The sequence below is a fragment of the Neobacillus drentensis genome (assembly GCF_021560175.1).
GTDB lineage: Bacteria > Bacillota > Bacilli > Bacillales > Cytobacillaceae > Neobacillus > Neobacillus drentensis_A.
On the sequence record NZ_CP091110.1, the window covers coordinates 5612695 to 5626723 of the forward strand.

The 14029-nt window shown below is 40.0% G+C and carries 11 protein-coding genes; 7 read left to right on the forward strand and 4 right to left on the reverse strand.

The genetic code is table 11. From position 1 onward, the window contains the following. Window positions 1-42: 42 nt before the first annotated feature. The 3 genes from L1999_RS26630 to L1999_RS26640 all read right to left on the reverse strand — a co-directional run bounded on the left by L1999_RS26630 (window position 43) and on the right by L1999_RS26640 (window position 5269). Window positions 43-1518 carry a C40 family peptidase gene (locus L1999_RS26630; RefSeq protein WP_235741275.1) on the reverse strand — a complete coding sequence of 492 codons (1476 nt, stop codon included), beginning with the start codon at window positions 1516-1518 and terminating at the stop codon, window positions 43-45. A 185-nt stretch (window positions 1519-1703) separates the two neighbouring features. After that, entirely contained in the window at window positions 1704-1940 is a 237-nt protein-coding gene (locus tag L1999_RS26635; protein WP_235741276.1) for a hypothetical protein, read from the reverse strand. A gap of 245 nt (window positions 1941-2185) precedes the next feature. Then, window positions 2186-5269 (reverse strand): efflux RND transporter permease subunit, encoded by a 3084-nt coding sequence (locus L1999_RS26640; RefSeq protein ID WP_235741277.1) that lies wholly within the window; start codon window positions 5267-5269, stop codon window positions 2186-2188. A 95-nt stretch (window positions 5270-5364) separates the two neighbouring features. Between L1999_RS26640 and L1999_RS26645 the strand changes: the two genes are divergently transcribed. Further along, window positions 5365-6192 (forward strand): TetR/AcrR family transcriptional regulator, encoded by an 828-nt coding sequence (locus L1999_RS26645; RefSeq protein ID WP_235741278.1) that lies wholly within the window; start codon window positions 5365-5367, stop codon window positions 6190-6192. A 247-nt stretch (window positions 6193-6439) separates the two neighbouring features. Here L1999_RS26645 and L1999_RS26650 read toward each other — a convergent pair whose 3' ends face one another. Beyond that, window positions 6440-7684 carry a cation:dicarboxylate symporter family transporter gene (locus L1999_RS26650; protein ID WP_235741279.1) on the reverse strand — a complete coding sequence of 415 codons (1245 nt, stop codon included), beginning with the start codon at window positions 7682-7684 and terminating at the stop codon, window positions 6440-6442. Window positions 7685-7998: 314 nt separating this feature from the next. Between L1999_RS26650 and L1999_RS26655 the strand changes: the two genes are divergently transcribed. The 6 genes from L1999_RS26655 to L1999_RS26680 all read left to right on the forward strand — a co-directional run bounded on the left by L1999_RS26655 (window position 7999) and on the right by L1999_RS26680 (window position 13938). Further along, a complete protein-coding gene (locus L1999_RS26655) occupies window positions 7999-8241 on the forward strand; it encodes a hypothetical protein (protein WP_235741280.1) in 243 nt (80 codons plus the stop codon). A gap of 93 nt (window positions 8242-8334) precedes the next feature. After that, the gene (locus L1999_RS26660) at window positions 8335-8553 is read left to right on the forward strand and encodes a hypothetical protein (protein ID WP_235741281.1); all 219 of its coding nucleotides are present in this window, start codon (window positions 8335-8337) and stop codon (window positions 8551-8553) included. Window positions 8554-8762: 209 nt separating this feature from the next. After that, window positions 8763-9575, forward strand: coding sequence for a hypothetical protein (locus tag L1999_RS26665; RefSeq protein WP_235741282.1), 813 nt, complete (start codon window positions 8763-8765; stop codon window positions 9573-9575). A gap of 64 nt (window positions 9576-9639) precedes the next feature. Next, complete coding sequence (locus L1999_RS26670) at window positions 9640-10341, forward strand: HAD family hydrolase (protein WP_235741283.1); 702 nt, start codon at window positions 9640-9642, stop codon at window positions 10339-10341. Between the two features lie 988 nt (window positions 10342-11329). Further along, window positions 11330-11932 (forward strand): DUF5317 domain-containing protein, encoded by a 603-nt coding sequence (locus tag L1999_RS26675; protein WP_235741284.1) that lies wholly within the window; start codon window positions 11330-11332, stop codon window positions 11930-11932. A gap of 164 nt (window positions 11933-12096) precedes the next feature. Continuing rightward, on the forward strand, window positions 12097-13938 hold the full coding sequence (locus L1999_RS26680) for a diguanylate cyclase (RefSeq protein WP_235741285.1): 1842 nt from the start codon (window positions 12097-12099) through the stop codon (window positions 13936-13938). Window positions 13939-14029 lie beyond the last annotated feature (91 nt).

The window sequence follows — 14029 nt, forward strand, 5'->3', positions numbered from 1 at the left end:
CTACAAGCATTATGCTCGTAGGGCTAACGGTGACAGGCACCATTAATATGGTGATTTTGCGCCTAGGTATCTAGTTTTCCAATAAGAAGAGGTCATATCAGAGATGACTACCCCTGTTGATGCTGCGCTGATGAATTTGTTGTCTCCTAAATAGATGCCAACATGGGATGGTCCGACTTTATAGGTTTCAAAAAAGACCAGATCCCCTACTCGTGGCGAACTGACTGGTGTTGCCGCATCCCATTGTGTTGCAGCTGTACGTGGTAGGGAGATTCCTACTTTATTAAATACGTATACAGTAAAGCCACTGCAATCAAATCCTGCTGGCGTGTTTCCGGCCCATTTGTACGGAGAGCCGATATATTTCTTCGCTTCCGAAATCACTCCATCAACAAGAGAAGTTGAAGCTACAGCCGGTTTTTGGGTTGCTTCCGCTTTTGGTGCAGCTGGTTGCTGTGGTGCCTGTGCTGTTGGTGCCGCCGCTTGCTGTGGTGCTTCTGCTGCTGGCGCTGGCTGCGTTACCTCCGCTTTTGGTGCTGGCGCTTGTTGTGTTACTTCCGCTTTTGGCGCTGGCGCTGGCTGCGTTACCTCCGCTTTTGGTGCTGCCGCTGGCTGCGTTACTTCCGCTTTTGGTGCTGCCGCTGGCTGCGTTACTTCCGCTTTTGGTGCTGCCGCTGGCTGTGTTACCTCCGCTTTTGGTGCTGCCGCTGGCTGTGTTACCTCCGCTTTTGGTGCTGCCGCTGGCTGCGTTACCTCCACTTTTGGTGCTGCCGCTGGCTGCGTTACCTCCGCTTTTGGTGCTGCCGCTGGTTGCGTTACTTCCGCTTTTGGTGCCGCCGCTGGCTGCGTTACCTCCGCTTTTGGTGCTGGCACTTGTTGTGTTACTTCCGTTGCGGGCGTTGCTGGTGCAGCTGGTGTTGCCGGTTGTTGCGCCGCTTCCACTGTTGGTGTAGTCATCTTAGCGGTTTCCACCGTTTTTTGCGGTGCCACTGTGGTTGTGTTAGTAACCTCACCACCACCACTAACATTTAACGTCTGCCCAGCATAAATCATATCAGAGTTTAAATGATTCGTAGATTTAAGCTGAGGTACGGTTACATTAAAGCGTGCTCCAATAACGGAAAGAGAGTCACCTTTTTGAACGGTATAAGAAGAATCACTATGACTCGTTTCGGCTAATTTCAATTGCTGACCATCCCGAATCAAACTGGAAGTCATTCCATTCAAACGTTTTAATTCACTTACCGTTGTACCATTATCTCTAGCAATCTCCCAAAGGGTATCACCTTTTTTTACTGTGTAAGTAAGGGAGAGTTTTTGATTAATATAGATTGTATCACTAGAAAGAGAATTCCACTCTTTTAATTGATTAATAGACAAATGATTTGTATGAGCAATTTTCCAAAGGCTGTCTCCTGGACGGACCGTATACGCTGGTTCTTGTGCACTCGCTGAAGCTCCAAAAGCAGTGAGAACAAGCCCAGCGGTTGCAGCTGCTGTTACTAAATTTTTCTTCACTTTTTATACTTCCTACCTTCCTTTATTTACTTCAATAGACATATTAATGCAATTTCCGACAAATAACCATCCGACAAAAGTGGGAGTTTACTAAAGCAAATACGTAGAAAGGTAGGACTTTTTATTAAGAAAACGTTTTTATTTGCCAAAATAAAAGAGAAGTGCTGAACACTTCTCCAGTAACATCAACCATTATCTAATTCGATTCCAGACGAAAACATCTCCCCCAGATACTCGGCATGCGCTAAATACTGCTCCACAAAATCCATTAAAGTGATCGGTATTCCGGTATCTTCTAACCAATAATCAAAACTGATCGCTTTATTCTTTTTGATGATATCATTTTGGCACCAGATGGGGGCAAGCGGATGATCCATACCAGTCAGAGCCTCGGAAATCTCTTGGATGGTGGTAATTGACAACACCCCTTTTCAAAAAATGAAAACCTCTTTTCTTTAATGTATGTAAGAAATGAAATTTAACTCACATGGAAAAAAGCTTAGGTACCTATTTTTAAAAAAGCCGATAAGTGGGGCAAAACCGCCGATATCCTTCCAAAAACCGCTGATAAAAGTTCATAAACTGCTGATATCTACCCAAAAACCCTGATATTCAATCTCTCCATACAAAAAGCCCCGCAAGACTCATCATCTTGCAGGGCCATTTCTTAGTTTTCTTGTTCTTCGGATCGATTTTTCTTAAATAACTTCGATAAGATCTCATATACAATCGGTACCACGAACAACGTTAACAACGTCGAACTGATTAAACCACCAATTACGGTAATACCAAGACCTTTCGAGATCAAACCGCCGCCACCTGAGCCGAGTGCTAACGGAATTAATGCACCAACCGTTGCAATGGCTGTCATCAGGATCGGACGTAACCGAGTCGCTCCGGCTTCGAGAACCGCAGCACGCATTTTCAATCCATCACGTTCCATATGGATAATCCGGTCGACGAGTACAATCGCATTCGTGACGACGATACCAATCAACATCAAGAGACCCATCATGACCGAGACGGAAATCGTCTCACCGGCTATCAATAGACCGACAAACGAACCAATGACCGCGAACGGTAACGAGAACAGAATCGCAAACGGTGCGACCCCTTCACGGAAGGTTACGACAAGGATGAAGTAGACGATCGCAATCGCGGCTAACATCGCAGCACCAAGCTGTGTAAAGGTATCGGTCATATCTGCTTGGACTCCGGCAGTGCCGACCGTAACACCTTTTGGCAAATCAAGTTTATCTACTTTTTTCTTGAGACTATCAGTTGCCTTTTTAACATCCTTACCAAGAACGGTTCCAGACACACTTGCGTAGTATTCACCTTTACTGCGCGCCAGTGTATTTAACGTTGTTCCTTTTTCCACTTTTACAAGTTGTGAAAGCGGTACAGTCCTCCCCATCGCTGTTGGGACAGGAGTTTTTAACATTTCATCAATGGATGCCGGCTGTTTTGACTGTTCCTGCTGAACGATCACATCCAGCGATTCACCGTTTTTCTCAATCGTCGTTAACACATCCTGCGTCTTCGTCGGGTTCAGCATCATCACGAGCTGACCTGTGGTTAACCCATATTTAATCAAATCATTCTGAGCTACTTTAAAGGTGTACTCCACATAAGGATCTTCTGCACTAGAGGTAACATCCTTGAGACCCTTATCCTTCTTCATCACTTTTTCAACCTGATCGACAGCTGCATAGAGTTTATCTAGGTTTTCACTGTAGAAAGTGTAGCTGACTTCGTTGGAGCCAACGGACGAGGCACCCATATTTTGGCTCTTCCATGTACCCGATTGATCTAGGTTTTTCACATATTTCTCAATTTTATCTTTTACCTTAGGGAAATCCTTTGTATCCGGATCAAAAATCAGGTACATTAATCCCCCGCCGCCGCTGCCGCCAAACATGGCAGTCGATGTATCTGCTTTATCCGTCACAGATATTTGAACAATATCAATATCATTACGTTTTAGCATCTTGTCTTCCACGTATTTAACGTTCTCTAAGGTCTCATCCTTTAACTCACCTGCTTTTGGCGTGTAAGTTAAATACATGACCTTGTCTTGTTCACTGCCCAGGAAACTAAAGCCGATTAATGGCGTCAGCGCCAAACTGCCAGCCAATAGCACCACCGCAATGATGGACGTAATGACCTTATGATTAAGGGCCTTTTCCAGCCCCCACTTGTACCATTTCGCTAGCTCACCGACATCTTTATGACGTTTTCCTGTCTTTTCCCCATATAACTTTTTCCTAAATAGGGTATGTGACAGTGCCGGTACAACCGTAATCGCGACAAGTAACGAAGCACCCAGCGCAAACGTCATTGTTAACGCAAACGGAGCAAACAACTCCCCGACCATTCCGCCAACAAAAATTAATGGCGCAAAGACCGCAACGGTTACTAATGTGGACGATAAAATTGGTTTAAACATCTCAATCGTCGCCTCACGTACAAGGGCACGTCCAGTTAATTTCTCGTCTTTTAAATGCAAGCGGCGATAAATATTCTCCACGACAACAATCGAGTCATCGATAACCCGGCCAATCGCTACCGTAATCGCTCCAAGCGTCATAACATTAAGCGTAATATCGAGCCAGTGGAGAATCATCAATGCCATGAAAATCGACACTGGAATCGAGATAATCGACGTAATCGTTGATTTGAAGCTTCGTAAAAACAATAAAATAATCAATACGGCAATGAAGCCGCCAAAGACTGCTTTTTCCACCATGGTTGAAATGGATTCTTGAATTGGTTTACCTTGGTCAAGGGTCACATCTATATGTAGACCATCGATTTTTGCCTTTTGCTCTTTTACCAAATCCTTGACACTATTAACGACATCAACCGTGTTGGCGCGCTGCTCTTTCACAATTTGAATCGCAATGGCTTCTTTCCCATTTGTCCGGGAAACGGACTGTACTTTACCCACTGTTTCAATTTTTGCAATGTCACTTAATTTTACAAGTGGGGATGGATGCGTTTTAGTCGGTGTGACAGGAATGATTGTATTTTTCAATTCATCCGCGGTCATATATTTGCCGTCAATGCTAACAGCCTGCTCACCCTCTTTAAACTGATAAAGGCCTAAAGAAACCGCCATATTGCTGGCTTGAATCATTTGTTTCACTTTATCTTCGGTTAGACCAAGTTCCTTCAATTTGGCTTGGTTATAGGTAAGGTCAACTTCATCGATATGCTGACCGGTAATCGTGGCAGACGCCACACCATCGATTTTTTCAATTTTTGGAACGAGGATATCTTCTACAGTTGAAGTTAAATCCACTATATTTTCTTTTGAACTGCTTACACTGAGAGCCACAACCGGCATCATATTCATACTGATGGCCGTAACCTTTGGTTCTTGTGCTCCATCTGGCAACTTCACGTCATCTAATGCTGATTTCAAGGCACGTTTTGCCTCGTCCATGTCGATACCGTATTCATATTCGACCTGAATACTCGACATATTTGAATAGGAATTAGAATGGACTGATTTTACATGATCGAGACCTTCGGATGCTTTCTCGATCGGCATTGAGATATCTTCCATTACCTTTTCAGGCGTAGCTCCAGGATAAACACCTGTGACCATCAAGTATGGAATCGATATATTCGGGATGGTTTCCATATTCATTCGCGTACCTGAATAGATCCCAGATACCGTAACAATAATCGTCAGCAGCCAGACGGCCAGTTTATTTCTAAGGACAAAATTTGCAATACCTTTCACGGTTACACCTACCCTTGATTGACTTACTAAGCTCAAGTATTTATACTAATGACCAATCAGTCATTTGTCAATAAATGACGCTAGGAGCAGATGCAATGAAAAAACTACTAATTATGGAAAAAGCACTTGAGCTTTTTGCAAAGCAAGGGTTTGAAGCGACTTCCGTGCAACAGATAACCGAACATTGCGGCATTTCAAAAGGGGCCTTTTACTTATCCTTCAAGTCAAAGGATGAATTAATTTTGGCTTTGATTGAACATTTTATGAATCAACTTATTTCAAATATTGACTATGTAGTCAGAAACACGAACAAGGACGAGCTGCTCTATACCTTTTATTACACAACCTTCCATACTTCTTATCAGCACTCAGATTTCGCGCGATTATTGATGAAGGAACAGTCACACACCTTCAATCAGGACCTTTTGGTAAAATTGCACCATTACGACCGCATTCTCGAGAACACGATCTTAGTTATGCTCGACCAATTATATGGGGATCGGGTCAGTGAGACGAAATATGATTTAATGTATTGCATTAAAGGCTTTATGAATACGTATTCCCAGTTATTTTTCTTTTATCATGTCCCGCTGGATTTGGAGCTTTTAGCCCAGTCGTTAGTGGAAAAGACAAACCTGTTGGCGCAGCATACAACGGTTCCGTTTATTTCGGAAGAACTGATGGAGATGGTTAAAACTCCGCTGACGGAAGAGGTCAGTAAAGAACGGATTATCGATTTATTGGAGCAGAAAATTGAGGAAATGGATGAATCAGTGGAAAAGGAGTCACTGCTTATACTCAAGCAGCAGCTGGTTGAACCAACCCACAGTCCTGTCATTATCCGAGGGTTACTAGAGAATATCCGCAATCAGCCGCATTGTAAGTGGATCTCCTTTTTACTTCGTCGGTATTATGATTTTTAAAAAGCAGACACGCAACGTGTTCTGCTTTTTTTATGGAGTAACAAAAATAAACAAACGTTTGTTTAAATTCCCTAAATCAACAAATTTCGTGTCTAAAAAAAACTAAACAAACGTTTGATTAAAAAAGGCACGAAGCCTTGATATTGTTAAATTCCAAGCCAAAATAACGTAAAAAAATTGTCAAATCCCGCACATCACTGCAAAAAAAAAGACAGAGTGCAATCTGCATCTCTGTCTCCTTCTTATCTTAAGCGGCTAAATTACTTTCATCTTTAAGCTTATGACCTTCCCATTTTGACACCACAACGGCAGCCAGGGAATTACCAACGATATTAACACAAGTACGTGCCATATCCAAGATACGGTCAATACCAGCGATAAACGCAAGACCTTCAACAGGAATCCCAACACTTCCTAATGTCGCAAGAAGGACAACGAACGATACGCCCGGAACACCGGCAATACCTTTAGACGTTACCATCAAGACCAGCACTAACGTAATTTGGTGAGTAATACTCAAATGAATTCCATACATTTGGGCAATAAACAAGGCCGCAATCGCTTGATAAAGCGTAGACCCGTCAAGGTTAAACGAATATCCAGTTGGAATAACGAAAGAAGTAATCGCTTTTGGACAACCGATTTTCTCCATTTTTTCCATAATCTTTGGAAGAACTGTTTCAGAGCTTGCGGTAGAATAGCCTAACAATAATTCATCTTTTAGATAGGCGATGAACTTGAAGATATTGACTCCCGCAATTTTTGCCGTGATACCTAAAACAACTAAAATAAAGAAGATCATGGCTGCGTAAACGACGATCACTAATTTTCCTAACGGAATGAGTGAGGTTAAACCGAATTTGGAAACCGTCACACCGATTAGGGCAAAAACACCAAGTGGTGCGAATTTCATAACCTGGTTGGTTACATAGAACATGGCATCGGCCGTACCTCTAAAGAAGTTGATAATTGGCGTACCTTTTTCGCCAATCGCTGCAAGACCTAGACCAAACATAACCGAGAAGAAAATAATGGCTAACATATCACCATTTGCTAATGATTGAATAATGTTCGTAGGAACGATATTAACGACGGTATCGACCATGGAATGAGTTTCAGTTGTTTTCGCTGTTTCCACATACGTATTGATATCTGTCTTTGTTAAGTGGGAACGATCAACACCCGTTCCAGGATGGAAGACATTCGCAAATAATAATCCTACGATAATGGCAATAGTGGTAATAATTTCAAAATATAGAATGGTTTTGCCGCCAAGTTTACCAAGCGATTTCATATCGCCAGTACCAGCAACCCCAACAATAATACTTGAGATGACAATTGGAACAACGATCATTTTAATTAAGCGAATAAAGATATTCCCAATTGGCTGCAGAAAATCAGCTACATGGGGATTTCCGTAAAATATTGCACCTACAATAATACCCAGGGCTAGACCAATGAAAATTTGCCATGCAAGACTTATTCTTTTCATAAATTCTCTCCTTTTCCTTAAATTAAAACTCATTACTATATTAACAAAAGTATAAATTAGATTTAATCAATATCATATCATGATACTACAATATAATTCTAGATATTTCTTTCGACATACACAACACTGAAAATAATGGCAGTTCCTAATTTAAACTAATTTTATTACTATTGTTTTAGTGTAAATTCCCCATAACTCGCGCTTTCGTTAAGTATTTTAGGATAATGCTCATGGTTTTATATTCCTATATTGGGTTGCTGCACCACTAAAAGTGTACCCTATTAAGATTTGAATAAAACGGGGAGAAATGGTCCATGCTGTTACTAGAAAAAGAAATCGTTTTGGAGGTTGTGCAAATGGGGAGAGATTTAGAAAGTATTTTTAGAGAGTTAACAATCGTGAAAACGAAGGAATTGGAAGATTGCAATCAAGAGCTTTCGAATCCGGATTATAACAGCGTGGTAAAGAAAGCATTATTGGTTTATAAACACGGACTTTTAGAAAGCTTAGAAATGTACGACCTTTATCTTGAAAAAAGAGATTCGCTCCTTATCTAACACAAGGCTCCTTTATGGGGGCCTTTTTCCATTTCAGTTAATAATACATCCCCTCGCTGCTGAATAATTATAGTTAAGGAGAGGGGAAATAAAATGGACAATCGTGGTTTCTTTCAATTTGTACTATATAAACTCATATCTCTTTCAGTCGAGCTGACTTTACTTTATATCCTCGTCCTATTGTGTGAATGGTTTGCTGAAAAAAAGGGATATAACATCTTTGAACGGTCCTTCTTAGTCACGCTCGTCACACTGCCAATCGTCACATTGATAATTTGGACCATTATTATCGCTAGATTCAAATTGTTTTAGAAAAATCAAATTGATATAAAATCAGCTTAAAAATGCTAAAATCAGCTCCAAATTTCTCATTTGATGGCCAAAAAGTGGCTTTTCACCCCAAAAAAGTCTCCAAATTAGAAAAAGTGGAATTCGAATTCCCCCGTAAAACCCGATATCGTAGAGATGCCAGAAAGGTCCAATTCGATCACAAATCTCTGCGGATGAAAGGGTGTAAGCAAATGCTCCATTTAAAATCAGGCAATATCGAAAAATTCGAACAGTATTCTCAATTTGGTACCCTACAGGAATTTAATCACCATATCGAGATGTGGCTGTTAGAACATAAGCAAGCTTTTTCAAAAGGAGAATTAATCGGTTTAAAAAGATTGGTACGATATGCCGCTAAAATCCCTGGTGTTTGCAATGCCAAAATCGGCACCGTCTTAAAATCCATCCACGAGGAATACCATAACAACGGCATCTCCCGTTCAACCTTTAAGCGGATGATCCTGAAGGCTAAAGAACTAGGCATCATTACTGTCTTTGAAACAGAAAGAAAAAACGGTTCACAAACCAGCAATCTATACCAATTTAATCGTTTTCCTTCAAATGAGCCACCTAAAGAAAAAACGGTGGACCACCCTAAAGAAGCTAGTAATCTTTTAAAAACTGAAAAAGATCAAAAGATAAAAAAACGTATAGAAGAACCAGCAAAATTAGACCATACCTATGTGAGCGATCGTGTTCCACAGCCGTTTGTCCAACTCGTTAAGTGCTTCTTTAATGATGCAAAGACCATCGAGGAGTATTGGAAAATGGCAAAAATCACGGCCTATCAAAACCTGTGGGAGAATGATCCTGAACTAATTCAAGATGTCGCCATTCAATCCTTTAAGCAGCTAATCAATAAGCTGAAGCTCAGCCGTAAGATCCAAAATCCGTTCGCCTATTTTTATGGAATCTCTTACAATAAGTTTTGCAACCTTTTCCACAAAAAAATGCAGGATGAGTATGAGTTGAATGATACAGAAGTAGAATTCAGGATTGTTTAACCTCCCGTCCAAACTTCTGATATGATAAGGAAGAGAATCTATCCATTTAATAGGAGTGGACATCATGAAAGCTTTTTTCTTCGACCTAGATGATACCTTATATGACCAGCTGCAGCCATTTCAAGCGGCTTATCATCGAGTTTTTTCAACCATTACCGATATTTCGATTCTAGCACTCTTTAAAAAAAGCAGAGAATACAGTGATAAAGTGTTTGCACTAACAGAATCAGGAGAAATGTCTTTAGAGAGTATGCATCAATACCGAATGATAAATGCGTTTAAAGATTTCGGTTATTCTATCTCGACCGATGAGGCTGATGCCTTTCAAAAAGAGTATAAAGATCACCAGTACAAAGTTTCGCTTATTCCGGAAATGAAGAATATCCTTCATTATTTAAACAAGAAGGACATTCCGATCTATGTTACCACCAATGGGCCCGCCCGCCACCAGCGGTTAAAGCTAGCTTCATTGGATATTGCTGACGTGATTCCCGAGTCCCATATCTTTATTTCAAGTGAAGTGGGATATGCCAAACCGCGAAAAGAATTCTTTGAGTATGTGAATCGAAAAACGAATACACATCCTGCCGATTCGTATATAGTGGGGGATTCTTTTGAGAATGACATCATCGGGGCCGATCTTGCAGGCTGGAACTCTATTTGGATCAATCCCACGAACAAGCCAAAGACAATCGATTCGGTTCAGCCCACTTATGAGATAAATTCCTATCCGCAGCTTGAGGAACTTATTAAGTTATTATTTTAGGCTTATTTGATGTAGGTTTTGAGTCTAGTAAGATAGTTTGTCTATTAGAGGGACTTTATTGGACAGAAAGCGGCGGTCTACTTCTTTTTTTGTCCATTAGACGGGCTCTATTGGACAATACAAGGCGGGCGACTTCTTTTTTTGTCCTTTAGAGGGGCTCTATTAGACAAAACCGGCGCTCTACTTCTTTTTTTGTCCTTTAGAAGAACTCTATTGGACAAAACCGGCGCTCTACTTCTTTTTTTGTCCATTAGACGGGCTCTATTGGACAAAAAACGGGGGGCGACTTCACTTTTTGTCCTTTAGACGAACTCTATTAGACAAAAAACGGGGGGCGACTTCACTTTTTGTCCTTTAGACGACCTCTATTAGACAAAATCGGCACTCTATTTCATTTTTTGTCCTTTAGACGGACTCTATTAGACAAAATCCAGTGGTCTACTTCTTTTTTTGTCCTTTAGACGGACTCTATTGGACAAAACCGGTAGTCTACTTCTTTTTTTGTCCTTTAGACGGACTCTATTAGACAAAATCGGCACTCTATTTCATTTTTTGTCCTTTAGACGGACTCTATTAGACAAATCCAGCGGTCTACTTCTTTTTTTGTCCTTTAGACGGACTCTATTAGACAAAACCGGCACTCTACTTCATTTTTTGTCCTTTAGACGGACTCTATTAGACAATACAAGGCGGGCGACTTCATTTTTTGTCCTTTAGACGTACTCTATTAGACCTACTCCTACCTTCTTAATCCCCCATCATCTCCTCCCTAAGGTTCGCCCTTCTAGTTTTTCGACAATTTCCGATAAAATACAGCATCTATAATTTAAAAAATCAACAATTTTGACATAAATTTTTCCAATTCCCGTATTGCATTCGACAATATTTTTTGGTTAGATAGATAGGGTATTGTAAGAATATTTTTCCTTCATGGAATTTTTGCGCTTTTATTACTAGCTTTATATTCTAGCATAGGCAGGTTAAATGGATGGTATTTGATGGCATTATTATTTCGTTTATTGTCGGTTTTCTTCGCAAAGGGAACTTAAGAGCACTTGCACAATTAAAGTTAAAGTGGGGGTGGATTTTCCCTCTGCTATTAGTGGTGGAATTAGCTGTTTTTAAGCTTCAGAACAGCAATAAAATTCTAGGACAATGGAGCGGATCGATCTACATAATAGTCTATGTTTTAGGCCTCCTATTTCTATTTATTAACCGTAAAAATCGAGGATTTACGCTCATTCTAATTGGGGTATTTCTTAATTTTATTGTAATGATTCTAAACGGGGGACGAATGCCAGTATCGGTTCAAGCAGCATCAATTTTGGATCCAAGCTATACCGAAGTACTAAAAAAAAGTTTATATGCTAAACATACAATGTTAACATCTTCAACACATCTCGGATTTTTGGGGGATGTAATCCCAATCTCTAAACCCTATCCAAGGACACAAATCATCAGTATTGGCGATATCGTGATGAATATTGGAATCTTCCTTTTTATTCAGTACCTAATGGTTGGTCATTCACTTGTGAAAAAGGTCGTTGCTGCCTCCCTTTCTTTGAAAGGGGGTGAAAAGTATGAAAAATAATCAAAAACAAGGCATTAAATTAACTGGTATTCTTTATAATGCAATCATTATTGGTTGTGTTATTATTGCATTAACATCTGGCTATAAATTAGTATAAAAGTAGTACCATAAGGGGAAGTAAATTTTTTTACTTCTCCTACATTATTTATATGAGAGTGATGAACATGCGCATTTTAAAAACACCTGCCAATACATATCTTTTCTTGATTTCAGCGATAGGCTCTTTGTCTTTTGCTTTTTTATTAAAACTTCCAGAATCCACCCAAATGGATTTGATTATGATCCTTGCTCTTGCAGGATCCATACTACTACTTAATTACTACACCATTTTAATACCTCCAAAGGGCAATTCTCTTTCAATGGACTCGTCAATCTACTTAGCAAGTCTTTTTATGTATGGACTAGATACAACTCTACTTGTTTTATTCATTTATTCCATCATTTTCTTTATTTCACAGAGAAGGATTGCCTGGTGGAAACACCTGTTTAATTTCGCTGTCTATTCGTTAATGATTATCTGTGCCTATTATTCTTTTATTTTTACTAATGGTTCGACGGGTCCAATCCGTCTAAATAACATCTTTCCCTATTTAATTTCTTTTTGTACTTATTTCGGCTTGAATCTATTATTAGTTGGTATTTATTTCATAATCGCAGCAACCGTTAGCATCATCAACTATTTCAAGGAAATTGTAAAAGAGACCATTGCTACCTACTTTAGTACCCTTGTGCTTTCGTTAGTATTAGTTATTTTAATGAAACCCGATGAGTTATTCGGTCTATCGTTATTTACCTGTATCGCATTCTTATTATCATTAGCATTCAAACAGCATTTTAATTTATTTAAAGAAGTAACCGAAAAAGCAAATAAAGATTATTTAACCGGGTTGAATAACCATGGTTATTTTAAAGAAATTCTAGCAAAGCTCGTAAAGGATGCACAGGACGATGATGGGTCACTAAGCGTAGCCATCCTCGACATCGATGATTTTAAAAAATACAATGACCTGTACGGGCATATCCAAGGAGACCATCTTCTCCAGGAATTTGGGGCCCTCTTGCAAACGGAAGCCGACAAGGCCAATTATATTGTGGCCCGTTATGGCGGTGAGGAATTTGCGATTGCCATGCCAAATACAGACCGAAATAAGGCTTATTCATTCATGAACGAGTTGAGAAAGAAAGCCAATGACACCTATTACAGCGGGGTTGAACGTCTCCCCTACGGCTGTTTTTCCTTTTCATGCGGGATCGCTGAATGCGAAAAGGAAACCTATAGTATTTCAGAACTTTTAAACAAAGCAGACCAAGCTATGTATGCAGGGAAAAACCAAGGAAAGAACCTAGTGCAAATTTACAATGCGAATTCTGAGTACACGGTCCATCATTCTTTGTTCCTTGAAAAGGAGCTAGAAGAAGCGGAATATCAATTGAAAATTTTCCTCTCAAAGGATGTATATACCTATCGCCATAGTAAGCGCGTCTACCAATACGCGGTCGATTTTTCACGGATGTTGAACCTAAGTATTCACGAACGTAAAACATTGATTCTTGGAGCGCTGGTTCATGACATTGGAAAAATTGAAATTCCACGGGAGATTTTAACGAAAAAGGGGAAGCTTGACCCTCATGAATGGGAAATGATGAAAAAGCACGTGACGTTTGGAAAAGAGATTATTTCAACCAATAAGAAGTTAGAAGACTTGATTCCTTTGGTCGAACTTCATCATGAACGGTATGACGGTAAAGGCTATCCCTATGGATTAGCGGGAAAATCCATCCCAAAACTAGCACGAATCCTTTGTTTAATTGATTCCTTCGATGCGATGACAACCGAACGCCCTTATCAAAAAACTAAGACTTTCCAAGAAGCCATTGTGGAATTGCGTGAGTGTTCAGGGAAACAGTTTGATCCGCAGTTTATTGAGCTGTTTATTGAGATGATTAAGCAGTGGGATAATTCTGAGGAAGAAATTGAAAAAAAGCTAGTTCCGGTTAATAGTTAATTTCACTAGAAAACAACTAATCCTCTTCCATATCGGAAGAGGATTTTACCTGATGATCTAATCTTCTGCTTGTAGAGGCTTTCTTCGAATT